21 protein-coding genes are annotated in these 25,943 nt (G+C 64.6%); 15 read left to right on the top strand and 6 right to left on the bottom strand.

Features of this window, described 5'->3' with window-relative positions; all coding sequences use genetic code 11:
* Window positions 1-31: 31 nt before the first annotated feature.
* The 4 genes from RN01_RS14005 to hrpA all read right to left on the bottom strand — a co-directional run bounded on the left by RN01_RS14005 (window position 32) and on the right by hrpA (window position 6,986).
* The gene (locus RN01_RS14005; RefSeq protein ID WP_017515016.1) at window positions 32-1,027 is read right to left on the bottom strand and encodes a sterol desaturase family protein; all 996 of its coding nucleotides are present in this window, start codon (window positions 1,025-1,027) and stop codon (window positions 32-34) included.
* Window positions 1,027-1,902, bottom strand: coding sequence for a polysaccharide deacetylase family protein (locus RN01_RS14000; RefSeq protein ID WP_017515017.1), 876 nt, complete (start codon window positions 1,900-1,902; stop codon window positions 1,027-1,029). The genes RN01_RS14005 and RN01_RS14000 overlap by 1 nt, the downstream gene beginning before the upstream one ends.
* A 13-nt stretch (window positions 1,903-1,915) precedes the next feature.
* Window positions 1,916-2,902 (bottom strand): cytochrome D1 domain-containing protein, encoded by a 987-nt coding sequence (locus RN01_RS13995; RefSeq protein ID WP_024570139.1) that lies wholly within the window; start codon window positions 2,900-2,902, stop codon window positions 1,916-1,918.
* A gap of 133 nt (window positions 2,903-3,035) precedes the next feature.
* On the bottom strand, window positions 3,036-6,986 hold the full coding sequence (gene hrpA, locus RN01_RS13990) for an ATP-dependent RNA helicase HrpA (protein ID WP_024570138.1): 3,951 nt from the start codon (window positions 6,984-6,986) through the stop codon (window positions 3,036-3,038).
* A 23-nt stretch (window positions 6,987-7,009) separates the two neighbouring features.
* On the opposite strand from hrpA, the gene argA reads away from it, so the two are divergent.
* From argA to RN01_RS13915, 15 genes are all read left to right on the top strand, one after another.
* Window positions 7,010-8,446: an amino-acid N-acetyltransferase gene (gene argA / locus RN01_RS13985; protein ID WP_017514177.1), complete on the top strand. Its 1,437-nt coding sequence runs from the start codon at window positions 7,010-7,012 to the stop codon at window positions 8,444-8,446.
* 99 nt (window positions 8,447-8,545) lie between these two features.
* Window positions 8,546-8,821 (top strand): oxidative damage protection protein, encoded by a 276-nt coding sequence (locus tag RN01_RS13980; protein ID WP_024570137.1) that lies wholly within the window; start codon window positions 8,546-8,548, stop codon window positions 8,819-8,821.
* Window positions 8,822-9,089: 268 nt separating this feature from the next.
* Window positions 9,090-10,373: a nitrate/nitrite transporter gene (locus RN01_RS13975; protein ID WP_017514178.1), complete on the top strand. Its 1,284-nt coding sequence runs from the start codon at window positions 9,090-9,092 to the stop codon at window positions 10,371-10,373.
* Between the two features lie 35 nt (window positions 10,374-10,408).
* The gene (locus RN01_RS13970) at window positions 10,409-11,791 is read left to right on the top strand and encodes a NarK family nitrate/nitrite MFS transporter (RefSeq protein WP_011516786.1); all 1,383 of its coding nucleotides are present in this window, start codon (window positions 10,409-10,411) and stop codon (window positions 11,789-11,791) included.
* 31 nt (window positions 11,792-11,822) lie between these two features.
* A complete protein-coding gene (locus tag RN01_RS13965) occupies window positions 11,823-15,581 on the top strand; it encodes a nitrate reductase subunit alpha (protein ID WP_024570136.1) in 3,759 nt (1,252 codons plus the stop codon).
* Window positions 15,581-17,134 carry a nitrate reductase subunit beta gene (gene narH / locus RN01_RS13960; RefSeq protein ID WP_017511918.1) on the top strand — a complete coding sequence of 518 codons (1,554 nt, stop codon included), beginning with the start codon at window positions 15,581-15,583 and terminating at the stop codon, window positions 17,132-17,134. Before RN01_RS13965 ends, narH begins: the two co-directional genes overlap by 1 nt.
* A 17-nt stretch (window positions 17,135-17,151) precedes the next feature.
* A complete protein-coding gene (narJ, locus tag RN01_RS13955) occupies window positions 17,152-17,811 on the top strand; it encodes a nitrate reductase molybdenum cofactor assembly chaperone (RefSeq protein ID WP_011516789.1) in 660 nt (219 codons plus the stop codon).
* Window positions 17,812-17,848: 37 nt separating this feature from the next.
* Window positions 17,849-18,532 carry a respiratory nitrate reductase subunit gamma gene (gene narI, locus RN01_RS13950; RefSeq protein ID WP_024570135.1) on the top strand — a complete coding sequence of 228 codons (684 nt, stop codon included), beginning with the start codon at window positions 17,849-17,851 and terminating at the stop codon, window positions 18,530-18,532.
* 11 nt (window positions 18,533-18,543) lie between these two features.
* Window positions 18,544-19,278, top strand: coding sequence for a carbonic anhydrase (locus RN01_RS13945; RefSeq protein ID WP_024570134.1), 735 nt, complete (start codon window positions 18,544-18,546; stop codon window positions 19,276-19,278).
* 38 nt (window positions 19,279-19,316) lie between these two features.
* Entirely contained in the window at window positions 19,317-19,670 is a 354-nt protein-coding gene (locus tag RN01_RS13940) for a cytochrome c (RefSeq protein WP_017511915.1), read from the top strand.
* On the top strand, window positions 19,670-20,842 hold the full coding sequence (locus tag RN01_RS13935) for a cytochrome D1 domain-containing protein (RefSeq protein ID WP_017511914.1): 1,173 nt from the start codon (window positions 19,670-19,672) through the stop codon (window positions 20,840-20,842). The genes RN01_RS13940 and RN01_RS13935 overlap by 1 nt, the downstream gene beginning before the upstream one ends.
* A gap of 2 nt (window positions 20,843-20,844) precedes the next feature.
* Window positions 20,845-21,294, top strand: a complete 450-nt coding sequence (locus RN01_RS13930) for an AsnC family transcriptional regulator (RefSeq protein ID WP_017511913.1) — start codon at window positions 20,845-20,847, stop codon at window positions 21,292-21,294.
* On the top strand, window positions 21,291-21,782 hold the full coding sequence (locus RN01_RS13925; protein WP_017511912.1) for an AsnC family transcriptional regulator: 492 nt from the start codon (window positions 21,291-21,293) through the stop codon (window positions 21,780-21,782). Before RN01_RS13930 ends, RN01_RS13925 begins: the two co-directional genes overlap by 4 nt.
* A gap of 2 nt (window positions 21,783-21,784) precedes the next feature.
* A complete protein-coding gene (locus RN01_RS13920) occupies window positions 21,785-22,738 on the top strand; it encodes a radical SAM protein (protein ID WP_017511911.1) in 954 nt (317 codons plus the stop codon).
* Between the two features lie 118 nt (window positions 22,739-22,856).
* Window positions 22,857-24,038, top strand: a complete 1,182-nt coding sequence (locus RN01_RS13915; protein ID WP_008643802.1) for a nitronate monooxygenase family protein — start codon at window positions 22,857-22,859, stop codon at window positions 24,036-24,038.
* A gap of 3 nt (window positions 24,039-24,041) precedes the next feature.
* Here the strand turns inward: RN01_RS13915 and RN01_RS13910 are convergent, their stop codons facing one another.
* Together RN01_RS13910 and RN01_RS13905 are read right to left on the bottom strand one after the other, a co-directional pair.
* Window positions 24,042-25,376, bottom strand: coding sequence for a hypothetical protein (locus RN01_RS13910; protein ID WP_017511910.1), 1,335 nt, complete (start codon window positions 25,374-25,376; stop codon window positions 24,042-24,044).
* Between the two features lie 16 nt (window positions 25,377-25,392).
* Entirely contained in the window at window positions 25,393-25,839 is a 447-nt protein-coding gene (locus tag RN01_RS13905; RefSeq protein ID WP_017511909.1) for a hemerythrin domain-containing protein, read from the bottom strand.
* Window positions 25,840-25,943 lie beyond the last annotated feature (104 nt).

Here is a 25,943-nt window from a genome sequence, read left to right as displayed (position 1 = left end):
GAAGTGGCGCTGAAGCCGACCAGAAGGGAACCTACCCCAGGCGCAGCAACCGCTTGATGCCAAGCCATTGCTGCGACAGGAAGCCATCGCCGTAGCTACGCGCACGCCCGGTAGGTGGCGGCATCTGGTCGCGGATGCCGGTTGGATGATAGACGTCGGTGAAGTCCGCGGTGCCGAAAAGCATGTCCCACCAAGGGAAGATCACGCCATAGTTGCACCCGCCGAGCCGCGCGGGCTTGTCCGCCGTGGCGCGTTTTTCATGACCAAGTCCCACCGCGTGGTGCGTGCGATGGAAGCGCGGAGAAATCAGCAGGCGCTCGCCCAACCAGCCAAAGTGCAGGCGCAGATTGGCGTGCTGCAGACTCTGCAGCAGTTGCGACAGCGCTACGAGTAGGACGTACTGCGACGGCTCGACCCCTACCGCCAGCGCAACAGCCGCGAAAACGAAATCGCGCAGGATATCGTCGAGCAGATGATTGCGGTTGTCGCTCCAGAGCGTCATCTGGCGCTGGCTGTGGTGCACGGCGTGCAGGCTCCACCACCAGCGGTACGTATGCGACAGCCGGTGATACCAGTAGTCGAGCAGGTCGAACAGCGCCAGATAGAGGAAAAAGCTGATCAGCGGAATCGACGTCACGCCGGGCCACCAGTCCTCGACGTTGACGCGCTGCCAGCCCAGCAATCGCAGATGGCCTTCGATGCCATCCATCAACGGTGCCAGCAGGAAGAACATCGCCAGCCGGAACAGCCCCAGGCGATGGATCAGCGTGTAGAGGATATCGGTGCGGATGGCCGCGCGGTCAGTCACGATCTCAACCGGCCGCAGTCTCTCAAGCGGACCGAGGATCAGGACCATCACGGCGATCTGGACCAACCCGACCAGCAGCCACTCCGTGCCGGTGAACGCATCTTCGGCATAGCCGCCGAAGCCGAGGTGATAAACCACGGGCAACACCACGTTCTGAAAGACCGTGGCTTCGATCTGGCCCACCCACAGGTTAAGCCAGTTGGCGAGCGCGTCCCACATTACCGTTTCGCTCCCGATACTGACGATGTTTGAGGTTGTTCCCCCGCCTGCTCCACTCGCACCGGACCACGTTGCGCGATCCAGTGCTTGTACTGCGGATGCTCGCGCAGCGTGGCGAAGCAGAAGCCCTTCTGCTCGAGCCCGCTGATCAGCGGCTCCAGCACGCCCGGCGCCCAGGGGTCCTTGCGCGACCAGATACCCAGGTGGGCCATCGTGATATCGCCATCGCGCAGATCGCGCAGCGCACGTTCGAGCAACACCTGGTTAGAGTAGCGTTCGGAAGACAGTTCGTCGCCGAGAAAACCGGCCGGCGCCCAGCCCACATGCTTGAAGCCGCATTGCTCGGCCCATGCCAGCGTCTTCGGCGACGTATGGCCACCCGGAGCGCGCCACAGCGGCACCATCGGCTGACCGGTCATCGACTGGAAGGCCTGCGCGCTCCGGCGCAGTTCCGAGCAGAACGATTCCTCGGTCATCGCCACATCCTTGCCACCCTGCGCCCCGAACTGCGGCCGCATGACGACCTTGCCGCCCTCGCCACCCTTCGCGCTGCGCAGGTAGACATGGTCGAACGTGTGGGTGCCAAAGGCATGACCGTCGGCAGCCAGCGACTTCCAGTAAGCCGCCCAAGTTGGATCCAGCGAATTGTCGTGGTTGACCGTGGGCTCGTTGGCCAGGAAGAACGTCGCGCGGATATGGTGCTTGCGCAACGTGCGAGCGATCAGTTCCGCCTGGCTCATGCTGCCAGTGTCAAACGTCAGATAGAGCGTGCCGGCTCGGCAGGCTCCGGGGCTGGCGTCGGCCGCCAGAGCAAGCGAGGCGCTCGTCAGCAACCCCGCCGCAGCCACCCCGATCCGGATCATCCAGTTGCGCATGGCGCTGACCTTCTTAATAGAGCGGCGCGCGCGTGCGGAAGTAGATGCCATGCGGCGATTTGCCGACACGGATCGTCTTGATCATCTTGCGGCTGGCCACATCGATCAGGCCAACCGAGCGCGCCCAGCGGAACGTCACCCAGAGCGTCTTGCCATCGGCGGTCAGTTCCATGTCGTCCGGGCCCGGCAGCAGCCCCGTGATCTCGCCGACCTTCGACAGCGTCTGCTGGTCGATGATGCTTATCGAGCCAGACACCCGGTTGCTCAGGAACAGGTGCCGCTTGTCGCCCACGGCGCGGAAGTTGTGCGCGCCCTTGCCAGTCTGGATCTGCTTGACCACTGTCCGGGTACGCCAGTCGATCACGGCGACGTAGTCAGCCCCCGTCATGCCCACCAGCAAGTACTTCTGGTCAGGCGTGACCCAGATACCGGCCGGCGCGGAGCCAGCCTCCATGGTCCAGAGCACGGTCAGCGTGGTCAGATCGATTGCGGCGATCTGGTTCGAGTCCTGCAGCGTGATGAATGCAATCTTGCTGTCGGCCGTGAACGCGATGTGGCTCGGCGTCTTGGCCAGCGGGAATTGCTTGGCGATCTTGAGCTGGCGTCCATCCCAACGATAGACGTCGACGCGATCCAGCCGGTTGCCGGTGGCGATGAACCACTTCTGGTCGGGCGAGAAGCCGATCTGGTACGGGTCGTCGATGTTCGGCACGCGCTGCTGCACCTTGCCGGTCACCGGATCGAGGAAAACGAGGTCGTTGCCAACCGCGTTGGCGACAATCAGCGATTTGTCGTCGGGGGTGGCGATCAGGTGATGGGGTTCCTTCCCAATCGGGAACGTCTCCAACACCTTCTGCGTGTCCTTGTCGATCAAAGTAACGCTTGCGTCACCTGAATTCAGGATTACTACAACTTCCGCGCGGGCGGGTGCGGACACCAATGCCAATGCCAGGGTGCCGACCGAAACAGCGCCAGCCACAACACGACGCAATGCGAGCATAAGACCGTTAAATCATGACGAATCGCGCATTCTAACGTTTCAATCGACCAGTACGATGACGTGAATCATCAAACTTGAGCGTCTATCACAATTAGATACAAATAACCTGGACAGCCCCCCCTTGGACACCGGCCTATCGCTGCATGGATTCCCAGACTTTCTGAAGTCGCTTGACCGACATTGGCTGTGGCGTGCGCAGTTCCTGCGCGAACAAGGCCACCCGCAGTTCCTCAAGCATCCAGCGGAACTCGTCGAGGCGGGCATCGGCGGCGCCCCGGCCCTGCGACCGTAGCTGCTTTTCCGCACGCTGCCACTGTTGCACCAGCGGGGTCATCTCCTGGATGCGCTGGCTGTCACGGGCCGGATCGCCCTTGAGCTTGTCCACCCGCATCGCCATGCCCTTCAGGTAACGCGGAAAGTGCGTCAACTGGACATATGGCGTATCGATCACGAAAGACTTCGTCATCAGGCGTGCCAGCTGGCCTTCCAGGTCCTGATAGGCCGAGCCGAACGGCTTGGCCTGGAGCATCTTGCGCGGCAGCCCCGCAAACTCGGCGAGGATCGTGCCCACCAGCCGCGCGATTTCCTGGGCCAGCAGCGACAGCCGCGCCCGCCCTTCCTCCTTGCGGGTATTGAACTCGGCTTCGTTGCGCGGCAGGGGCGCCTGCAGGCAGGCACGTTCCAGCGCCATCATGACGATCTGGTTGCGCAACTCCTCCTGCATGCCCAGCGTCATGTACTGCATCGCCATCTGCTGCAGGTTCGGGATGTTCTTCTCGATGAACTTGACCTGCTCGCGCAGTTGCAGCGCGAACAACCGGCGCAGCCCGGCATGGTGGATGCGCGCGGCCTCCTGCGGATCGTCGAAGACTTCCACATCGCAGTGATCGCCGTGGTCAACCAGCGCCGGATAGCCAAACAGCGTCTGGTTGCCCTTGCGGATCTCAAGCAGTTCGGGCAACTCACCGAACGACCACGAAGTCAGGTTCTCGAATTGACCGGCTTCGGCCGCAGGCACATCGCGCGCGGCAATGTTCTGGAACGACTGCTGCGCCTGACCGCCGAACTCCGCACGCAACTGGGCCAGGTTGCGGCCCATGTCCAGTTGGCGACCGTGCTCGTCGATCACCTTGAAATTCATCGCGTGGTGGGCAGGCAGCGTCTCGAACTTGAAGTCCGCACGCTTGATCATCGTGCCGGTCTGCTCGCGGATGTCGGCGATCAGCACGTCGAGCAGATCTCCCTCCCCGAACGGCCGGCGATCGACAAACCCGGCCGCGTAGTCGGGCAGCGGCACGCAATGGCGGCGCAGCTTCTGTGGCAGCGATTTCAGCAGCAGATGCACCTTCTCCTTGATCATGCCCGGCACGAGCCACTCGGTGCGCTCGGGTCGCACCTGGTTGAGCGCATACAGCGGCACTGTCAGCGTCACGCCGTCGCGATGGCTGCCCGGTTCGAAGTGGTACGTCAGCGCCATGTCGATCCCGGCGATCGGCAGGATCTTCGGGAACAGGTCCGTCGTGATACCTGCCGCTTCGTGCCGCATCAACTCGTCGCGATTCAGGTACAGGAGTTTGCGATCCTTCGCGGACTCCGCCTGATACCACTTTTCGAACGCCACCTGATTGTGGATGTCGGCGGGAACCGCGCGATCATAGAACGCGAAAATGAGCGCGTCGTCCACCAGCACGTCCTGACGGCGCGACTTGTGCTCGAGGTTCTCGATCTCGCGTACCAGACGCTGGTTATGGGCGAAGAACGGCAGCCGCGTGTCGAACTCGCCTTCCACTAGTGCGTGGCGGATGAACAGCTCGCGCGCCTCGGCCGGGTTCATCGGCCCAAAGTGCACCCGACGATGCTGGTACACGGGCAAGCCGTACAGCGTGCCGCGCTCGAGCGCCAGCACTTGCCCGGCCTTCTTTTCCCAGTGCGGCTCGCTCCAGGTCACCTTGAGCAGATGGCTGCCCACCTGCTCGACCCATTCCGGCTCGATGCGAGCCAGCGTGCGCGCGTACAGGCGGCTGGTTTCCACCAATTCGGCGGCGATGATCCAGCGCCCCACCTTGCGCGCGATGAGCGAGCCCGGCCAAAGGTGGAACTTGATGCCGCGCGCGCCCAGGTACTCGCGCCCCTTGCCGTCGGACTCGTCCAGCTTCAGGCCAACGTTGCCGAGCAGGCCGGTCAGCAGCGCCTTGTGCACCTGCTCGAAGGTCGGCTCGCTCTCGTTCAGGCGCCAGCCCTGTTCCGTCACCGTGGTCAGCAACTGCGAATGCACATCGCGCCATTCGCGCAGGCGAACATGCGACAGGAAGTTGGCGCGGCACTGCTCCTGCAACTGCCGGTTGGTCTTCTTGTGCGCGACCGCTTCTTCGAACCACTTCCACAGCTTGACCCAGCCCAGAAACTCGGACTTCTCGTCCATGAACTTGCGATGTGCCTGGTCGGCGGCCTCCTGGGCCTCCTGCGGGCGGTCTCGCGGGTCCTGCACGGACAACGCGCTGGCGATGATCAGCACCTCGCGCAGACATTGCTGGTCGCGCGCAGCCAGGATCATCCGCGCCACGCGCGGGTCAAGCGGCAGCTTGGACAACTGGCGACCAATGCCGGTGAGCTGGTTCGCCTCGTCGAACGCGCCCAGCTCCTGCAGCAACTGATAGCCGTCGGCGATGGCACGGCCCAGCGGCGGCTCGATAAACGGGAACGCCTCGATATCGGTCAGGCGCAGCGCCTTCATGCGCAAAATGACCGCTGCCAGCGACGAGCGCAGGATTTCCGGATCGGTGAAGCGCACGCGGCCCAGGAAATCACTTTCCTCGTACAGGCGGATGCAGACACCGTTCGCCACCCGGCCACATCGGCCGGCACGCTGGTTGGCCGCCGCCTGCGAGATCGATTCGATCTGGAGTTGCTCGACCTTGTTGCGGTACGAATAGCGCTTGACGCGCGCCAGCCCCGTATCCACCACGTAGCGGATGCCAGGCACCGTCAGCGACGTCTCCGCCACGTTGGTGGCCAGCACGATGCGCCGCGCGTTCGACGGTTTGAACACCCGCTCCTGCTCCTGCACGGACAGCCGCGCGAACAGCGGCAGGATTTCCGTATGCGGCGGATGATGCTTGCGCAGCGCCTCGGCAGCCTCGCGGATCTCCCGCTCGCCCGGCAGGAACACCAGCACGTCGCCGGGCCCGACCCGGCAGAGTTCGTCCACGGCGTCGACGATACCGTCGTACAGATCGCGCTCCCGGGCCTTCTCGGTACGCGGGGCGCCGTCGGCCGGCGCATCCGCCTGGATCGGCCGGTAGCGCACCTCCACCGGATAGAGCCGGCCACTGACCTCGATCACGGGCGCCGGCTTGCCGTTGCGCGCGAAATGCTCGGCAAAGCGCTTGGCGTCGATGGTTGCCGACGTGATGATCACCTTCAGATCCGGCCGCTTCGGCAGGATCTGGCGCAGGTAGCCGATCAGGAAGTCGATGTTGAGGCTGCGCTCGTGCGCCTCGTCGATGATGATCGTGTCGTAGGCGCGCAGCAGCGGATCATTCTGCGTCTCGGCCAGCAGGATGCCGTCGGTCATCAGCTTGACCGACGCCCCGGCCGACATCGTGTCGTTGAACCGGACCTGATACCCGACCGTCTCGCCCAGCGGCGTGCCCAGCTCCTGTGCGATCCGCTTGGCCGTGGAGGTGGCCGCAATCCGGCGGGGCTGGGTGTGGCCGATCAGCCCGCCGCCGGGCTTGCCCTCGCGTGCCGGGCCCCGCCCGATCGACAAGGCGATCTTTGGCAACTGGGTGGTCTTGCCCGAGCCGGTTTCGCCGGAAACGATGATGACCTGGTTGGCCTGCAGTGCCCGGGCGATCTCTTCGCGCCGTGCCGAGACGGGCAAGGCCTCCGGAAACGCGATTTCCGGTATCGGATTGGCAAGCCGTGCCGGCTGCGGCGCACGGGGCTGGCGAGGCCCACCGGGCGGGCGAGGCGCGCGCGCGGCGGCCTCCGCGGGCCGCTTGGCGGGATTCGGAGGAACCGGGGAAGTCGTGGCCTCGGCGGGCCGGGACGGAACAGGTTTGGCGGGGCGTTGTGCTGACATTGGCCGGGATTATAATCCGCCGCATGAACGCCAGAACCGACTCCCCGCAGCAGGACCCCGATCCTGCCTCCGCCCCGCTCCCGCTGCCCGTAAAGGCCGCGCCCGACACCCAGAATCCGCCCGTCACCACCGAGCTTGCCGAGCCCGGTGGCCCGGACCAGCAGCAGTTTGTCGACTGGCTGCGATCGGTCGCGCCCTATATCCATGCCTTCCGGGGCAAGACCTTCGTAATCGCCTTCAGCGGCGAACTGGTCAAGGCCGGGGTGCTCGACGGGCTGGTCAACGACGTGGCGCTGCTGCACGCGATGGGCATGCAGATCGTGCTGGTGTTCGGGTCCCGACCGCAGGTGGAAGAACAGCTCGCGCTGCGCAATGTCCAGTCGCAGTACGCGGAAGGCATCCGAATCACCGACAATGCCGCGCTGGAATGTGCCAAGGAAGCCGCCGGCGAGCTGCGCCTCGACATCGAGGCCGCGTTCAGCCAGGGGCTGCCCAACACGCCGATGGCTGGCGCCCAGCTTTCCGTGGTGTCGGGCAACTTCATCACCGCGCGCCCGGTGGGCATCGTCAATGGCGTGGACTATCAGCACACCGGTCTGGTCCGCAAAATCGACGGCGACTCGATGCGCATGTCGCTATCGCACGGCAAGGTGGTGCTGCTGTCGCCGCTCGGCTTCTCGCCGACCGGTCAGGCATTCAACCTGTCAATGGAGGACGTGGCCAGTGCCACGGCCAGCGCGCTCAAGGCGGACAAGCTGATCTTCATCACCGAGGTACCCGGCGTGCCCGACCAGGTAGGCAAGCTGATGAAGGAAATGTCGCTGCGCACCGCCGTGGAACGGCTCCAGAACAACCACCTGCCGCCCGACGTCGCGTACTACCTCCAGCATCTGGTCAAGGCGCTCAAGGGCGGCGTGCCGCGCGCGCACCTGATCCCGTTCTCGCTGGACGGTTCGGTGCTGCTGGAGCTGTTCCTGCACGACGGCGTGGGCACCATGCTGTCCGACAGCGACCTGGAAAGCCTGCGTGAAGCCACGCTCGACGACGTTGGCGGCATTCTGCAGCTCATCGCCCCGCTCGAGGCCGATGGCACGCTGGTTCCCCGTGGCCGCCATCTGATCGAGCGCGACATCGACAAGTTCTCGGTGATCGAGCACGACGGGGTGCTGTTCGGCTGCGCCGCGCTCTACGAATTTCCACGCGAGAACATGGGCGAGATGGCCTGCCTGACCGTATCGCAGGAAGCCCAGGGCACCGGCGACGGCGAACGGCTGCTCAAGCGGATCGAGCGCCGCGCCCGCGCGCTGGGCCTGGAACGCCTGTTCGTGCTCACCACGCGTACCGAACACTGGTTCCTCAAGCGTGGGTTCGTCCACGCCACGGTCGACGATCTGCCCGAAGACAAGCGCAAGCTCTACAACTGGCAGCGCAAGTCGATGGTCCTGATGAAGAAGCTCTGACGCGGCAGTAACAACAAGGTCGGCAGGGGCATGGGCGGATACTCCCGCCCGGCCGGCCAGCTTGGCTACAATAGCGGCCAAACGAACAAGGAGTCCCTCATGGCCCGCATGGTCCATTGCATCAAGCTGAACAAGGAAGCCGAAGGCCTCGACTTCCCCCCGCTGCCGGGCGATCTCGGCAAGAAGATCTGGCAAAACGTGTCCAAGGAAGCCTGGGCCGGCTGGCTCAAGCATCAGACCATGCTGATCAACGAGAACCGCCTGAACATGGCCGACCCGCGGGCGCGCCAGTACCTGATCAAGCAGACCGAGAAGTACTTCTTCGGCGACGGCGCCGACCAGGCTGCGGGCTACGTGCCCCCGCCGGCGGCCTAAGCACTACTGCCCACCCGCTCCTTTCCCGCACGCGGGAGAGGAGCCGGGGGAAACGGCCGCCACATCGAATCCCGCCATGCCGCGATTCACCGACCGCACGGTCCGGAATTGGCCGACTCCCCCATCACTTCCCGCCGTCCATATGCCGATCGGACTAGTCCGTCCCGCATAGCCCCTCCCCCGCCTACCTCTACGCCCGGCGAATAGTCGGCAAATCGCCACAGGCCTAATCTGGCGTCACTCCCCAAAGTGACTTCGGAACCCGGCCATGGCCACCCCAAACCTCCCCTCCAGCAAGCCAGAACCCGTCCCCTCCGGTGCTTGGACGACGCTCTGGTCCAGCACTTTCGCCTTCACGATCTGTTTCGCCGTCTGGATGCTGTTTGCCGTGCTCGGCATTCCGCTCAAGAAGGAGCTCGGCCTGAATGACACCGAGTTCGGCCTGCTGGCAGCCACGCCGGTGCTAAGCGGCTCCCTGATCCGCGTGCCGCTTGGCATCTGGACGGACCGCTACGGCGGCCGCGTCGTGTTCTTCGTGCTGATGCTGCTGACGGTGATCCCCATCTGGCTGATCTCGTACGCGCATACGCTGTGGCAACTGCTGGTGCTCGGCCTGTTCGTCGGCCTGGCGGGCGGCTCGTTCTCGGTGGGCACGCCATACGTGGCCCGCTGGTTCCCGCGCTCGCGCCAGGGCCTGGCCATGGGCATCTTCGGTGCCGGCAACTCGGGCGCCGCCTTGACCAAGTTCGTCGCGCCCGCTCTGATCCTGGCCGCCGGCACCTGGGAAATCGTGCCGAGGGTGTACTCGGTGGCGATGCTGATCACCGCCATCGTGTTCTGGCTGTTCTCGCGCAGCAATCCCGCGCACCGCGTTTCGTCGGCCACCAGCTGGCGTGCGCAACTTGCCGTCATGCGTGATCCGCGTGTCTGGCGCTATTCGCAGTACTACTCGGTCGTGTTCGGCGGCTACGTCGGCCTCTCGCTGTGGATGACCAAGTACTACATCGGTGAGTACGGCTTCGACATGAAGACGGCCGCGTTCCTCGCTGCCTGCTTCTCGCTGCCAGGTGGCGTGCTCCGGGCGATCGGCGGCTGGATCTCGGACCGCTACGGCGCGCACCGCACCACGTGGTGGGTCATGTGGGTCAGCTGGGTCACGTTCTTCCTGCTCAGCTACCCGAGGAGCGACTTCACGATCCACACCGCCAACGGCCCGGAGAGCTTCCATATCGCGCTCTCGCCAACGGTGTTCACCATCCTGATGTTCGTGGTCGGCATCGCGTTCGCGGTCGGCAAGGCCTCGGTCTTCAAGTTCATCTCGAACGATTTCACACACAACATCGGCGCGGTCTCCGGCGTGGTCGGTCTGGCCGGCGGCCTCGGTGGATTCATCCTCCCGATCCTGTTCGGCGCACTGGCTGACCTGACCGGCATCCGCACCAGCTGTTTCATGCTGATGTACGGCGCGGTCTGCGTGAGTCTGGTGTGGATGCACTACAGCCAGCGCGCGGCAAACGCCAGGCCGACGCCCGAAACCCTGCAAGCCGCCTGAGTTCCGTCTCCTCCCAAACCAACCCACTGCATATCATGTCAAGTTCCATACTGACCCGCTGGGAGCCCGAGAACGTGGCGTTCTGGCGCGACCAGGGCGAGCGAATCGCCTACCGCAACCTCTGGATTTCGATCCCCGCGCTGATGCTGGCGTTCGTGATCTGGATGCTCTGGAGCGTGGTGGCGGTCAACCTCGACCGCGCCGGTTTCCAGTTCACCAAGAACCAGCTCTTCTGGCTGACCGCGCTGCCCGCGCTGTCCGGCGCCACGCTGCGTATCTTCTACTCGTTCCTGGTGCCGATCTTTGGCGGCCGCCGCTTCACGGCCATCTCCACGGCGCTGCTGCTGATTCCGGCGGTGGGCATGGGCTTCGCGCTACGCGATCCGTCGACCAGCTACCCCACGCTGCTGATCCTGGCGCTACTGTGCGGCCTGGGCGGCGCGAACTTCAGCTCGTCGATGGCCAACATCAGCTTCTTCTTTCCGAAGGAAAAGAAGGGCCTGGCCACCGGCCTGAACGCCGGTATCGGCAACCTGGGCGTCTCCGTGGTGCAGTTCGTCACGCCGCTGGTGGTTTCGGTGGCCGTGTTCGGCGCGCTCGGCGGTGAGCCCCAGACCTACAAGGCGGCCGACGCCACGCAACAACTCTGGCTGCAGAATGCCGGCTTCATCTGGGTGCCATTCATCATCGTCGCCTCGCTGGCAGCATGGTTCGGCATGCACGACATCGCCGACGCGCGCGCATCGTTCGCCGAGCAGGCCGTGATCTTCACACGCAAGCACAACTGGCTGATGTGCTGGCTCTATATCGGCACGTTCGGCTCGTTCATCGGCTTCTCGGCCGGCCTGGCGCTGCTGACCAAGTCGCAGTTCCCCGGCGTCAACCCGACGGCCTACGCCTTCCTCGGACCGCTCGTCGGCGCACTGACCCGCCCGGTTGGTGGCTGGATCTCGGACAGGCTCGGCGGTGCCCGCGTCACGCTCTGGACCTTCATCGGCATGATCCTCGCGGTCTTCGCCGTGCTGGCCGCCCTGCCCGCCGATGGCGGCGCGGGCAGCTTCCCCGCCTTCCTCGGCGCGTTCATCGTGCTATTCGCCCTGACCGGCATCGGCAACGGTTCGACGTTCCGCATGATCCCCGTGATCTTCCTGACAGAGCGCCAGCGAGCGGCCGGCAAGGACGCCGCCTCGCAGCGGCAGGCCGTGCAGGACGCCGGCAAGGAATCGGCCGCCGTGCTCGGCTTCTCGGGTGCGATCGGCGCCTACGGCGGCTTCTTCATCCCCAAGAGCTTCGGCACCTCGCTGGACCTGACTGGTTCGCCCCTTGCCGCGCTCTACTGCTTCATCGTCTTCTACGTGACCTGTGTGCTCGTGACGTGGTGGTTCTACGCCCGCCGCAACGCCGCAATGCCGTGCTGACAGAACGAACCCCACAGGAGAACCCTACAAAATGAGTCACTTTCTCGATCGACTGAAGTTCCTGTCGCGCGTGAAGTCCACCTACTCGGACGGACACGGCGCGGTGGTCAACGAGGACCGCAAGTGGGAAAACACGTACCGCAGCCGCTGGCAGCACGACAAGATCGTGCGCTCGACGCACGGCGTCAACTGCACCGGTTCCTGCTCGTGGAAGGTCTACGTCAAGAACGGCCTGATTACCTGGGAAACCCAGCAGACCGACTATCCGCGCACGCGCCCCGATCTGCCCAACCATGAACCGCGCGGCTGCCCGCGTGGCGCGTCCTACAGCTGGTACGTCTACTCCGCGCAGCGGGTGAAGTACCCCATGATTCGCGGCCACCTGATGGAAATGTGGCGCGAGGCGCGCAAGACGATGGATCCGATTTCCGCCTGGGAATCGATCAGCCAGAACCCGGAGAAAGCCCGCCGCTACAAGAGCGTGCGCGGCCAGGGCGGCTTCGTCCGCGCGGACTGGCAGACTGCCACCGAGATCATCGCGGCGGCCAATGCCTACACGATCAAGCAGTACGGCCCCGACCGCGTGATCGGCTTCTCGCCGATTCCGGCCATGTCGATGGTGTCGTACGCCGCCGGCGCGCGCTACCTGAGCCTGATCGGCGGCGCCTGCCTGTCCTTCTACGACTGGTACTGCGATCTGCCGCCGGCCAGCCCGCAGATCTGGGGCGAGCAGACCGACGTGCCGGAATCGGCCGACTGGTACAACAGCACCTACCTGATGGTGTGGGGCTCGAACGTGCCGCAGACGCGCACGCCGGACGCCCACTTCTACACCGAGGTCCGCTACAAGGGCACCAAGACCGTGGCCGTGTCTTCGGACTTCGGCGAAATGGTCAAGTTCGGTGACATCTGGCTCGCGCCGAAGCAAGGTACCGATGCCGCCCTGGCGATGGCCATGGGCCACGTGGTGCTCAAGGAGTTCCACGCCACCGGCAAGTCGGCCTACTTCCGCGACTATGTGAAGCAGTACACCGACATGCCGCTGCTGGTGCTGCTGCGCGAGCAGGACGGCACGCTGGTGCCCGATCACTTCCTCCGCGCTTCGCACCTGGACGGCAATCTCGACCAGGCGAACCATCCCGAATGGAAGACGCTTGCCATCGACGACGCCACGGGCGAAATCGTCGCGCCGAATGGCTCGATCGGCTTCCGCTGGGGCGAAGCCGCCCACGACAACGGCGCGAAGGTCGGCCGCTGGAACCTCGAGATGAAGGATGGCGGCAGTGGCCGCGAGATCGATCAGCGTCTGTCGCTGATCGGTCATGAGGATGAAGTGGTCGAAGTCGGCTTCCCGTACTTCGGCGGCGAGCACGATGCCCTGCTCAAGCGCCGCGTGCCCACGCGCCGCCTGACGCTGGCCGACGGCACCACGGTTCACGTGGCCACCGTCTATGACCTGCAGATGGCCAACTACGGCGTCGACCAGGGCCTTGGTGGCCCGAACGTCGCCACATCGTACGACGACGATGTGCCCTACACCCCTGCCTGGCAGGAAAAGCACACGTCCGTGCCGCGCAACCTCGTCATCCAGGTCGCCCGCGAGTTCGCCGACAACGCCGACCGCACGCAGGGCAAGAGCATGGTCATCGTTGGCGCCGCGCTGAATCACTGGTACCACAACGACATGATCTACCGCGGCATCATCAACCTGTTGATGATGTGCGGCTGCATCGGCAAGAGCGGTGGCGGCTGGGCGCACTACGTCGGCCAGGAAAAGCTGCGGCCGCAGTTCGGCTGGGCGCCCCTGGCGTTCGGGCTGGACTGGTCGCGTCCGCCGCGCCATATGAATGGCACGTCGTTCTTCTACAACCACACCAGCCAGTGGCGTCACGAGAAGCTCGGTGTCGACGAAATCCTCGCGCCGACCGCCGACCGCGCGCGCTACGACAAGCTGTCGCTGCTCGACCTCAACGCCAAGTCCGAACGGATGGGCTGGTTGCCTTCCGCCCCACAACTGGGCCGGAACCCGCTCGATGTGGTGGCCGAGGCCCGCGCCGCCGGCAAGGACCCGATCGCGGATACCGTGGAGCAACTAAAGTCCGGCAAGCTGCAGTTCGCCTGCGACGACCCTGACAATCCCGCCAACTTCCCGCGCAACATGTTCGTGTGGCGCTCGAACATTCTCGGCAGCTCCGGCAAGGGCCACGAGTACTTCCTCAAGTACCTGCTCGGCACACAGAACGCTGTGTTCGGCGATGAGAACGATGCGATCAAGCCCAGCGAAGTCACGGTTCGGCCAGCCGCCGAAGGCAAGCTCGACCTGCTGACCGTGCTCGACTTCCGCATGAGCACCACCTGCCTCTACGGCGACATCGTGCTGCCAACGGCTACGTGGTACGAAAAGGACGACCTGAACACGTCCGACATGCATCCGTTCATCCACCCGCTCTCCGAAGCCGTGCAGCCGCTCTGGGAAAGCAAGACGGACTGGGAAATCTACAAGGCGATCGCGAAGACGTTCAGCGAGATTGCTGGCCCGTACCTTGGCACACGCGAGGATCTGGTCTGCACCCCGCTGCTGCACGACACCCCGGGTGAGCTGGGCCAGCCGTTCGAGCCGAAGGACTGGAAGCACGGCGAGTGCGACCTGATCCCGGGCAAGACCGCGCCGTCGATGACCGTGGTGGAACGCAACTATCACGACATCTACAAGAAGTTCACGTCGATCGGCCCGCTGCTCGACAAGCTTGGCAACGGCGGCAAGGGCATCAACTGGAACACCGAGCACGAAGTGCACGAGATCGGCCACCTGAGCAAGACGGTGACCGAGCCTGGCGTCAGCCAGGGCCGTCCGCGCCTGGAAACCGCGATCGACGCCGCGGAGATGATCCTGACGTTCGCGCCCGAAACCAACGGCCACGTGGCCGTCAAGGCCTGGGACGCGCTGTCGAAGATCACCGGCCGCGACCACACGCACCTGGCCGTCGGCCGCGAGCACGACAAGATCCGCTTCCGCGACGTGCAGGCCCAGCCGCGCAAGATCATCTCGGCGCCGACGTGGTCAGGACTCGAGTCCGAGGAAGTCAGCTACAACGCCGGCTATACCAACGTGCACGAGCTGATTCCATGGCGCACGCTGACGGGCCGTCAGCAGTTCTACCAGGATCACCGCTGGATGCTCGACTTCGGCGAAGGCGCGTGCGTGTACAAGCCGGCGATCGACACCAAGACGATCAGCCCGATGCTCGGCAAGAAGCCGAACGGCAACCCCGAACTGGTGCTGAACTGGATCACCCCGCACCAGAAGTGGGGCATCCACTCCACGTACTCCGACAACCTGCGGATGCTGACGCTGTCCCGCGGCGGCCCGCACGTGTGGATCTCGGAAGTGGAAGCCAAGGCCAACGGCATTCGCGACAACGACTGGGTCGAGGTCTTCAACGTCAACGGCACGCTGACGGCGCGGGTGGTCGTATCGCAGCGCGTTCCGCAAGGGATGTGCCTGATGTACCACGCCCAGGAAAAGATCGTGAACGTGCCTGGGGCCGAGACCAGCGGTATGCGCGGCGGCATCCATAACTCGGTCACCCGCGCGGTGACCAAGCCCACGCACATGATCGGCGGCTACGCGCAACTGGCCTACGGCTTCAACTACTACGGCACCGTCGGCAGCAACCGCGACGAGTTCGTGATCCTGCGCAAGATGAACAAGGTGGACTGGCTCGACCAGCCGCTACGAGAAGAACGTACCCCTGCAAACGCAGCAGAAAAGATGGAAGGAGCAAGGTAATGAAGATTCGTGCCCAGGTAGCCATGGTGCTGAACCTCGACAAGTGCATCGGCTGCCATACCTGCTCCGTGACGTGCAAGAACGTATGGACGAGCCGTGAAGGTGTCGAGTACGCATGGTTCAACAACGTCGAGACCAAGCCCGGTGTCGGCTTTCCGAAGGAATGGGAGAACCAGGACAAGTGGCAAGGCGGCTGGAAGCGCAATGCCGACGGCAGCCTCACGCCCCGTCAGGGCGGCAAGGCGAAGATCCTGGCGAACATCTTCGCCAACCCGAACCTGCCGCAGATCGACGATTACTACGAGCCGTTCACCTTCGACTACGAGCATCTCCAGAATGCCCCGCTGATGCAGACGCCGCCCACGGCGCGTCCCGTATCGGCAATCACCGGCAAGAAGATGGAGAAGATCGAATGGGGTCCGAACTGGGAAGACGACCTCGGGGGCGAGTTCGACCAGCGCAGCCGCGACAAGCTGTTTGAAGACATCCAGAAGGACATGTACTCGACGTTCGAGAACACCTTCATGATGTATTTGCCGCGCCTGTGCGAGCACTGCCTGAACCCGACCTGCGTGGCGTCCTGCCCCTCCGGCTCGGTCTACAAGCGCGAGGAAGACGGCATCGTCCTGGTCGACCAGGACAAGTGCCGCGGCTGGCGCATGTGCGTGTCGGGCTGCCCGTACAAGAAGATCTACTTCAACTGGCAGACCGGCAAGGCCGAAAAGTGCGTGTTCTGCTATCCGCGTATCGAGGCCGGGCAACCGACGGTCTGTTCGGAAACCTGCGTGGGCCGCATCCGCTATCTCGGCGTGATGCTCTATGACGCCGACCGCATCGAACAGGCCGCGTCCGTGGCCGACGAGCGCGATCTGTACCAGTCGCAACTCGACGTCTTCCTCGATCCGCACGATCCGAAGATCCAGGCCGAGGCGCTGCGTCAGGGCATCCCGCAGAGCTGGCTGGACGCCGCGGTCAAGTCGCCGGTCTACAAGATGGCCTGCGAGTGGAAGGTGGCCTTCCCGCTGCATCCGGAATACCGCACGCTGCCGATGGTCTGGTACATCCCGCCGCTCTCGCCGATCCAGTCGGCCGCGGAATCGGGCTTCATGGGCATGAACGGCGTGATCCCGGAGGTGAAGAGCCTGCGCATTCCGGTCAAGTACCTCGCAAACCTGCTGACCGCAGGCGATGTGAATCCGGTGCTGTCCGCGCTGGAACGCATGCTGGCGATGCGCGCCTACAAGCGCTCTGAATCAGTGGACGGCCTGCAGGACCTGGCCGTGCTCGAACAGGTGGGGCTGACGCCCGCGCAGGTCGAGGACATGTACCAGATCATGGCCATCGCCAACTACGAGGACCGCTTCGTCGTGCCGTCGTCCCACAAGGAAATGGCGGAAGACAGCTTCGACGAGAAGGGAAGCTGCGGTTTCAGCTTCGGCAACGGCTGCTCGGGTGGCACGTCGGACGGCTCGCTGTTCGGCACGAAGAAGCCCAAGCCAGAAGTGTCGTACGCCGACTTGCCGCGCTCGCGCCGCAAGGCCATCACCGGTTAAAGGAAGGAGTTCGAATCATGCCCATTCATCAGGTACTCAGCACCCTGCTCTGCTACCCCGAACAGGAATGGCTCGACAGCCTCGAGGAAGCCAACCTCGCGCTGGTCGAATGGCCGCAGGCGCGGGACATGCTGGCGCCGCTGCTCGACGAGCTGCGCAGCCGCCCGCTGATCGAGCTGCAGGAAAACTACGTCGCCACGTTCGATCGCAGCCCGTCCCACTCGCTGCATCTGTTCGAGCATGTGCATGGCGAAAGCCGCGACCGTGGCCAGGCCATGGTCGACCTGATCGACGAGTACCGTCGTGACGGCTTCGAGCCGCTGGAGACCGAACTTCCCGACTACGTGCCGCTGTTCCTGGAGTACCTCGGCGCGTTGTCGCTCGATGGCAAGGAGGAGCGCGCGGAGCAGTTGCTCGGTGACGCGATCCACGTGCTGGCTGCCATCGGCGACCGCCTGGCCCGCAAGGAAAGTCCATATGCCGCCGTCTTCAGGGTGCTGCGCACGCTGACCGATGTGCAGCCCGTCGCGCAGCAGGATCCTCCGGTGCGTGACATGGATGAAGCCATGGAAACGTTCGGCCCCGGCGCCGATGGCGTGGAACCGCTGCTTGGCGTGAAACCAGCCGTCGACGTGATCACGTTCCATAAGCGCGCCGCGCCGTCCCCTCGCCCGTGAGCCCGTCCATTACAAGGAACCAACCAGAGCCACTACCATGAACCTGGTCCATCAATTTATCTTCGGGATCTATCCCTACATCGCAGCCGCCATCTTCCTGTTCGGCAGCCTGGCGCGCTTCGAGCGCGAGCAGTACACCTGGAAGTCGGACAGTTCGCAGATGCTCTATCGCGGTAACCTGCGCACGGGCAACATCCTGTTCCACGTGGGCATCCTTGGCCTGTTCTTCGGCCATCTCGTCGGCCTGCTGACGCCGGTCGTGGTGTGGGACACGCTTGGCGTGTCGCATGGCCTCAAGCAGGCCATCGCTATGAGCGCCGGCGGCGTCATGGGCACGATGTGCCTGGCCGGCCTGCTGATCCTGCTGCATCGTCGTCTGACCAACGCACGCGTGTCCGCCGTCACGCGCTTCGGTGACAAGGTCCTGCTGCTGTGGCTGCTGGTCACGCTGCTGCTGGGTCTGTCGACGATCTTCGAGTCGGCCAGCCACATGGACGGCCACATGATGGTGCAACTGATGACCTGGGCACAGCACATCGTCACGCTGCGCGCGGATGCGGCCAGCTATGTGGCCGAGGCCCCGCTGCTCTTCAAGGCGCACCTGTTCATGGGCATCTCGCTGTTCGCGATCTTCCCGTTCACGCGACTGGTGCACGTCTGGAGCGGCTTTGCCTCGGTGACCTACCTGGGACGCGCCTGGCAACTCGTCCGGGGCCGGTAAGGCCATGTCCCATGCACGAGATCGAACGTCTGCTCAAGGGCTTCGAACGGTTCCAGCGGCGCTACTTCGAGGCCAGACCGGAACTCTTCGATGCCCTGCGCACGGGCCAAAACCCTCAGACGCTGCTGATCGGCTGTAGCGATTCGCGCGTGGACCCGGGCCTGCTGCTTGGCTGCGACCCGGGAGAATTGTTCACGGTACGCAATGTCGCCAACCTCGTGCCACCGTGCGGGGATGGCGCCAGCGGGCGGCTCCACGGTGTCTCGGCGGCGATCCAGTTCGCCGTGGAGCAGCTGCATGTGGCCCGAATCATCGTCATGGGCCACGCTGGATGTGGCGGCATCCGTGCGTTGCTGGCCCATCCGCAAGACGCCGATACGAACGCGCCGCAGGACTTTATCGGGCCCTGGGTCCGCATTGCAGGTCCTGCCCGGCGCATGGTCGAGCAGACGCTGCCCAACGCCAGTCACGCGGAACGGCAGCGCGCATGCGAACAAGCAGCGATCCTGGTGTCGCTGCGCAATCTCGAGAGTTTTCCATTCGTCCGCGAGGCCTGCGAGCGCGGTGCGCTCACGCTGCACGGCTGGTACTTCGACCTCCAGGCGGGCGCGCTGCTGGCCTACTCGGAACGGGCAGACGATTTTCTGCCGCTGGTCTGCCCTCTCACACTAGACGCGCGCCCGCATCGTCAACCGCCGAATCGCCCCAGCATTGACAGCGGTCAAGCCGAAATACTGGGTTCTTAATAATGATGTCGGCATTTGCCCCACTTGCTGGCGACCCCATGCCAACCCTGCGCTGGATCTGCATTCCCATCCTTTCGTGTATGACCGCCACGGCTATCGCCGCCGAGCCACCCGCAGCCGCCCCGGCGCCTGCCAGACAAGCCGAGCTTTTCCGCCTGTTACGCGATGACTGCGGCGCCTGTCATGGCATGACGCTGCAGGGAGGGCTCGGATCACCGCTGACGGCTGCGGCGCTAGCCGACAAACCACGCGACGGACTCGTCGCCACGGTGCTTCAGGGCAGGCCGGGAACCGCCATGCCGCCGTGGCAACCATTCATGACACAGGACGAAGCACGATGGTTGATCGATCGACTCCAATCCGGGCAAGTGCCCGCCGTACCGAAACCATGATGCGCCGCACCGCACTTCCCGTCGTGCTGGCACTGAGCGCGCTGCTCGCCGGCTGCGCCACCGCAGTACGTGGCACCGGCGATCTGGGCGTCGTGGTCGAGCGCGCAGCCGGCCGCATCCAGGTCGTGGAAACCTCGGGCATGACCCGACTGGCCACCATCGATGGCTTCGGTGACCTGTCGCACGCCAGCGTGGTCTTCGCGCGAGACGGCCGATACGCCTACGTCTTCGGCCGTGACGGTGGCCTGACCCGCGTGGACCTGCTGAATGCCAAGGTGACCCACCGTACCATCCAGGCAGGCAACAGCATCGGCGGCGCTATTACCCAGGATGGCCGCGTGGTGGCCGCGCAGAATTACGAGCCCGGTGGCATCCGGTTGTTCGATGCCGCCACGCTCGAACCGCTCGCCGACATCCCCGCCATCGGCCCTGACGGGCGACGCTCGAAGGTTGTCGGTCTGGCCGACCTGCCCGGCAAGCGGCTGGCGGCGAGCCTGTTCGAGGCCGGCGAGATCTGGATCATCGACGTGGCCGACCCTCGCCACCCCAAGGTCACCAAGCTGCCGGCAGGCAAGCAGCCTTATGACGGGCTGGTGACGCCCGACGGCCGCTGGTATCTGGCGGGACTGTTCGGGGAGGATGGCCTGGCGCTGGTGGACCTGTGGCAAACCCCGCCAGCCGCGCGGCATGTCCTGTCCGGCTACGGTCGTGGCTCCGCACCGCTGCCCGTCTACAAGATGCCGCACCTGCGCGGCTGGGCCATGGCGCAGGGCAAGGCCTGGCTGCCTGCCATCGGGCGACATGAAGTGCTCATCGCCGATACCGCCAACGCCTGGCAGGAAGCCGGACGCGTCGAAGTTGCGGGCCAGCCGGTGTTCGTGATGGCGCAGCCGGACGGACGACAGGTCTGGGTGAACTTCGCCTTCCCGAACAACGAAACCGTCCAGGTCATCGACACAGCCACCCGGAAGGTCGTGCGCACGCTCAAGCCTTGCCGTGGCGTGCTGCACATGGAGTTCACGCCCAAGGGCGAGGCAGTCTGGCTGTCGTGCCGCGACGACAATCGCGTGGTGGTCTACGACACGACTACCTACGAGCAGTTGACCACGCTGCCGGCGGACCATCCGAGCGGCATCTTCTTCACCTCGCGCGCGCAGCGCTTCGGGATGTGACCATGACGCTGGACGACCTGGACCGCCGCATCATCGACGCCTTGCAGCTTGGACTGCCTATTACGCCTCGGCCCTACGCCGATGCGGCGCAGTCGCTCGGCATCGACGAGGGCACGTTGCTTGGCCGGCTGCAGGCGCTGCTGGATGCGGGAATCCTGACGCGGTTCGGGCCGATGTACCAGGTAGAGCGCGTTGGGGGGCGTTTCATGCTCTGCGCATGCCATGCCCCCGCCGATCGCCTGGAAGCCGTGATCGAAGCCATCAATGCCTTTCCCGAAGTCGCCCACAACTACGAGCGCACACATCATCTGAACCTTTGGTTCGTGCTGGCCGTCGCGCGCGCGGAGGATGTCACCCCCACCCTGGAACGCATCGAGGTGGCTGCGGGCGTGAAGATCCTGCCGTTTCCAAAGGAACGCGAGTACTTCGTGCACCTCCATCTCCCGACATGACCCACGATTCGCTCGACCTCGCACTGATTCGCGCCACGCAACAAGGGCTGCCACTCGTGCCTGAACCCTTTGCCGCCATCGGCGCGTCGCTCGGCATCGACGAAAGCGAGGTCATTGCGCGGCTGCAAGCCATGCAAACGCATGGCACCTTGCGCCGGATCGGCGCGGTGCCCAATCACTACTTGCTGGGTTGGCGGGCCAACGGCATGACCGTTTGGGACGTTGACGACGCATATATCGACACGCTCGGCGAACGCGTTGGCGCGCTGCCGTTCGTGAGTCACTGCTACCGCCGCACGCGCCACACCCCGGATTGGCCGTACAACCTGTTCGCGATGGTCCACGCGCATACGCGGGAGGAAGCACAGGAACTCGTCGCCCGGATCGCCGCGCTGTTGGGTAGTGCCTGCCGGGCCCACGACGTACTCTGGTCGACCCGGATCCTCAAGAAAACCGGTCTTCGGCTGCCAGCCACAGGAAACGTCTGATCATGCTTCGCGTGTCCCGATTCATGGAAGCGCTGTGTGACGGCGCGCCAACCTCCGCACTGCCTCGCGATCGCCGGAATGACGAAAGCCCCGTTGTCATCTGGCATCCGTGTGCGCACGACCCGTCCACGGCCGGCACCGGCACCGAACTCGATACCACCGAGGCCCTGGCGTTGCTCGAGCAACTCCATCTCGCCCGGGTCCGCTCGCTGATCCTCTCCGGCAGCGATCCGATGGCACGCTCCGATTTCTTCAAAATCATCGCCCGGGCCCGCGAGCTGGACCTCAATGTGCTGCTGTCCACCGACGGTAGCCGCCTGACAGGCATGAACGCCGTCAAGCTGGCCGCCTATGGTCTCGACTACGTCGGTATCCAGATCGATGGTCTGCAGTACACGCACAACCATGTGCAACGCTCCCGCCACGCCTACCAACGCGCCTTGCGCGGCCTGCGCGCTGCCCGCAACGCCCATCTGAGAGTCGGGATGCGCATGGCACTGAACCCGATGAACGCGGCGGAGTTGCCCGCGGTGGTGGCCCTGGCGGACAGCGAGCGTATCGACAGGTTTCATCTCTCTCAGCCCTGCCCTGCGGACTGCGCGCACGACTTCACCCAGAACACATCACTTCGTGACATGACGCGTGCTTCGCTCGAGTGGCTGTTCGATTATGTGTGGATGCGAGCGCAGAAAGGCAATGCAGGCGACTTCGTCACCAGCCAGCACGCGGCCAGCAGCGCCTATCTGCTGCATTGGGTCTCAACACGCGTCCCACACCATCTGGCGGCCATTCGCGAGCGTATCGCGTGCGCCAGCAAGGCCAAGGGCGCTGGCATCCTTCTGATCGATGCGCTCGGCCGCGTCCATCGGGGCTCGGCCAGGCTCGATGAAACGTGCGGCAATGTACGCGAACGACCGTTCAGCGACATCGCCGAGCAACGCTTGATCCACGCGTAGTTCCCCAGAGCTACGCCGATCGTACGCGCCAGCATCTACTTTGATATTCGACAAGAGTGGGACACGGAGCCTGTGCCACGCTTGCCCGTCACTACTACGCATACAAGGTGAACTCAACATGACAGAGCATTGGCTGACGCTGGCCGGCCGGCGATTGCTGCCGATCGTGCAGGGCGGCATGGGCATCGGCATTTCGGCGCACAGGCTGGCGGGAACCGTTGCCAGTCAGAACGGCGTTGGCACCATTGCCAGTATCGACTTGCGCCACCATCATCCCGACCTGATGGCGCAAACCGCCGGTACGCGTGACAAGGCACGCATCGAGGCCGCCAACCTGGTGGCGCTGGACCGCGAAATCCGCGCCGCGCGCGAACTCTCGGAAGGACGTGGCCTGATCGCCGTGAACGTGATGAAGGCCGTCGGCTCGCACGCGCAACTGGTTCGCCAGGCTTGCGAGAGCGGCGCCGACGCGATCGTCATGGGTGCCGGCCTACCGCTGGACCTGCCCGATCTCGCCGCCGACCACCCGAAAGTTGCGTTGATTCCGATCCTCTCGGAATCGCGTGGCATCGGGCTGGTAATCCGCCGCTGGATGAAGAAAGGCCGACTGCCGGACGCCATCGTGGTCGAGCATCCCGCCCATGCGGGTGGCCACCTCGGTGCGTCAGCCATCGAGGATATTGGCGACGACCGCTTTTCGTTCGACCGTGTGCTGGACGAGTGCCGCGAGTTGTTCAAGACGCTGGGCCTGACGTGGGGCAGCATCCCGCTGATTCTTGCCGGCGGCATGAACAACCACACCAAGATCCGGCATTGGCTCGACAAAGGCGCCGCTGCGGTGCAGGTCGGCACCGCCTTCGCCGTCACAGAGGAATCCGACGCGCATCCAGCCTTCAAGCACGTACTGGCCACTGCGCGCCCAGAAACGTTGCGCGAATTCACGAGCGTAGCCGGTCTGCCCGCCCGTGCCGTGCTGACGCCCTGGCTGGCAAAGTACCTGTCTACAGAGAGCCGCTTGCAGCGCCGTGCGAAAACGCGCGATTGTCTGGAAGGATTCGATTGCCTGCAGGCCTGTGGCCTGCGAGATGGTATCGCCCGTATCGGCCAGTTCTGCATCGATCTCAAGCTGGCGCAGGCAGTGCGCGGCGACGTGGAGCGTGGCCTGTTCTTCCGTGGCAAGGGCACGCTACCCTTCGGCGAGGCGATCCGTCCGGTTGCGGACCTGATGCACTATCTGCTGACAGGCGAGAAGCCGGCGGACCTGACCGAAGATACCGCCCGCGCCGTCAGCATGGCTTGATGCTCAGTTCGGCGGAACACCATGTTCCGCCACAGCTGCCGCCACCCGTGGTGGCAGCCCACCCTGTTTGCGCATGACACGCATACAGCGCAAGGCACGCAGCAATTGCACGCCCAGCCATCCGTTCGTGATGGCGAACAGTACACCGCCAACCTTCGCCAGCAACCCCGGCGCCAGCGGCACGGCCAGTAGCACCAGAAATGCCGCCAGCACCATCCACCCCTGCCTCTTCTGACTGTCCGGCGAGATGATCACCTGCATCGCCGGGACGCGCGCGCGTGGCGGCAACAGCCGGCGTAGATGCAACCAGACGAGAAATGGCACGATCTTGCCCAGCATCGCGTTCACGGGCAGCACCCCACCGCCAACCAGCGCCAGCACGCCGATGCACCACTGCGCCGCAGCCGGCATCTGATTCGGCATCAGAGCGCTGGCAGTCGTTAGCAACGCAGCCAGCAGCAGGCTCAGGGCGGACACTGGCCAAAGCACCCACTGTGGGTCATGTCGCCGCCTCGCTCGCCATGCGGCCTTCAATGCGCAGGTGCCAAGCACCATGGCAAACAGCAGCCAGGGCACGAGCGCGAAGCGCTCAACCGCACCGCCCGGCCGTGCAATCACGACAATGCTGAAGACCAGCAGCAGTAGCCAATGCCCATAAGGCAAACAGCGTTCGAGCCAGGACGGCAGACGCTCCGTCTGCCAGAACATCGGTAGTACGGTGGTGGCTACGCCGCTCACCAGCGCCGCCAGCCAGCCGCCGAGCCCCCAGGCGACATGCAGCGCCAGCACCTGTTCGGGGGCCACCGCCCACATGCCGCCGAACAGGCCAGCCAGCGCCGCACCGCCCAGTGCCGTAACGATCAACGGAGCGCCGATCCATGCCAACGTTCGCGTGGTTGCATCGACTGCGGCGACCCTGAGGCCCGCCGCCAGCAACAAGAGGCCTGCGAGCGTCAGGAACGTCCCACCGGTCGCGACGGCCCAGCGAAATGCCGTGACGCCGCTACCAAGGAATCCGGCCGCGAGCGCGGCGGCGGTCCCGGCGCCCGCTGCGGCGACGAATGGTGACACCAAGCCCGCGAACGGAACGGATACCCCGGCAACGACCGGCATCATCTGGAACAAGGCGCCGAGCATGACCGGCAACAACATCCCTAGCGCCAGTGCGTGGACGGCCGCCAATGCCAATGGCGCAAAGCGGTCCGGCAGCGCGTCGACCGGCCCGAGTAGCAGCAGCAAGCCAGCTACCACGCCAAGCCAGGGCGCAGGCATCAGGCAGCCAAACACCAGGCCGGGACGCGGTGCACTCGCGTAGTCAAGGTTGACGGCTTTCACCATGGCGCGATTCGAGGTCTCAAGGGTGAGCGGCTGGTCCCGACGCGAAATCCGCCAACAGCGTGTCCAGCCCCTTCACCTGGGCCTGACACATCGGAAACAGTACATTTTCTTCCTTGACGTTGTGCTGCTGCAGAAGAACAACCAGGGTATCGAGTTCGGCCGCCAGCGCGGCAACATCCTTCAGTTCCAGCCATTCCCGCGCGTTGTCCAGCAGGCCACGCACCTCATCGTGTTCATGACGCATCACCGCGGTGGGGCCATTGCTGAACCCCACGGCTTGTTCGAACGCCGGAAACAAGCGCTGTTCTTCGGTACTGAAATTGCCCTGCAGGGCGGATTCCAAGCGCGCAAACGCACCGGCTGCGGCATCCCAGTCTTTCGCGCGCACGCAGGCTTCAACCTGCTCGATGGCTTCGTCGCAATCACGGTGTTGCCGCACCAGCGTGGTGATGGTCGTGGACATGTCGTTCTCTCGATCTCATGGTTTGATATGGCAACGATGCTAGGGGCACGTTAACGGCATGGATTTGATCGGGACCAAAACTCGCTGACATACCACGTGCCCCG

The organism is Cupriavidus sp. SHE, assembly GCF_000812445.1.
Taxonomy (GTDB): Bacteria; Pseudomonadota; Gammaproteobacteria; order Burkholderiales; family Burkholderiaceae; genus Cupriavidus; species Cupriavidus metallidurans.
Note: the sequence above shows the minus strand (reverse complement) of the source record. Positions and strands in the feature narration are given on the sequence as shown.

Coding starts and splice junctions, on each gene's coding strand:
- narI (WP_024570135.1), top strand. CDS start 17,849: ATGAACCTGGTCCATCAATTTATCTTCGGGATCTATCCCTACATCGCA.
- RN01_RS14005 (WP_017515016.1), bottom strand. CDS start 1,027: ATGTGGGACGCGCTCGCCAACTGGCTTAACCTGTGGGTGGGCCAGATC.
- RN01_RS13995 (WP_024570139.1), bottom strand. CDS start 2,902: ATGCTCGCATTGCGTCGTGTTGTGGCTGGCGCTGTTTCGGTCGGCACC.
- RN01_RS13920 (WP_017511911.1), top strand. CDS start 21,785: ATGCTTCGCGTGTCCCGATTCATGGAAGCGCTGTGTGACGGCGCGCCA.
- RN01_RS13965 (WP_024570136.1), top strand. CDS start 11,823: ATGAGTCACTTTCTCGATCGACTGAAGTTCCTGTCGCGCGTGAAGTCC.
- RN01_RS13945 (WP_024570134.1), top strand. CDS start 18,544: ATGCACGAGATCGAACGTCTGCTCAAGGGCTTCGAACGGTTCCAGCGG.
- RN01_RS14000 (WP_017515017.1), bottom strand. CDS start 1,902: ATGCGCAACTGGATGATCCGGATCGGGGTGGCTGCGGCGGGGTTGCTG.
- RN01_RS13930 (WP_017511913.1), top strand. CDS start 20,845: ATGACGCTGGACGACCTGGACCGCCGCATCATCGACGCCTTGCAGCTT.
- narJ (WP_011516789.1), top strand. CDS start 17,152: ATGCCCATTCATCAGGTACTCAGCACCCTGCTCTGCTACCCCGAACAG.
- narH (WP_017511918.1), top strand. CDS start 15,581: ATGAAGATTCGTGCCCAGGTAGCCATGGTGCTGAACCTCGACAAGTGC.
- RN01_RS13980 (WP_024570137.1), top strand. CDS start 8,546: ATGGCCCGCATGGTCCATTGCATCAAGCTGAACAAGGAAGCCGAAGGC.
- RN01_RS13975 (WP_017514178.1), top strand. CDS start 9,090: ATGGCCACCCCAAACCTCCCCTCCAGCAAGCCAGAACCCGTCCCCTCC.
- RN01_RS13970 (WP_011516786.1), top strand. CDS start 10,409: ATGTCAAGTTCCATACTGACCCGCTGGGAGCCCGAGAACGTGGCGTTC.
- RN01_RS13915 (WP_008643802.1), top strand. CDS start 22,857: ATGACAGAGCATTGGCTGACGCTGGCCGGCCGGCGATTGCTGCCGATC.
- RN01_RS13940 (WP_017511915.1), top strand. CDS start 19,317: ATGCCAACCCTGCGCTGGATCTGCATTCCCATCCTTTCGTGTATGACC.
- RN01_RS13925 (WP_017511912.1), top strand. CDS start 21,291: ATGACCCACGATTCGCTCGACCTCGCACTGATTCGCGCCACGCAACAA.
- RN01_RS13905 (WP_017511909.1), bottom strand. CDS start 25,839: ATGTCCACGACCATCACCACGCTGGTGCGGCAACACCGTGATTGCGAC.
- RN01_RS13935 (WP_017511914.1), top strand. CDS start 19,670: ATGCGCCGCACCGCACTTCCCGTCGTGCTGGCACTGAGCGCGCTGCTC.
- hrpA (WP_024570138.1), bottom strand. CDS start 6,986: ATGTCAGCACAACGCCCCGCCAAACCTGTTCCGTCCCGGCCCGCCGAG.
- argA (WP_017514177.1), top strand. CDS start 7,010: ATGAACGCCAGAACCGACTCCCCGCAGCAGGACCCCGATCCTGCCTCC.
- RN01_RS13910 (WP_017511910.1), bottom strand. CDS start 25,376: ATGGTGAAAGCCGTCAACCTTGACTACGCGAGTGCACCGCGTCCCGGC.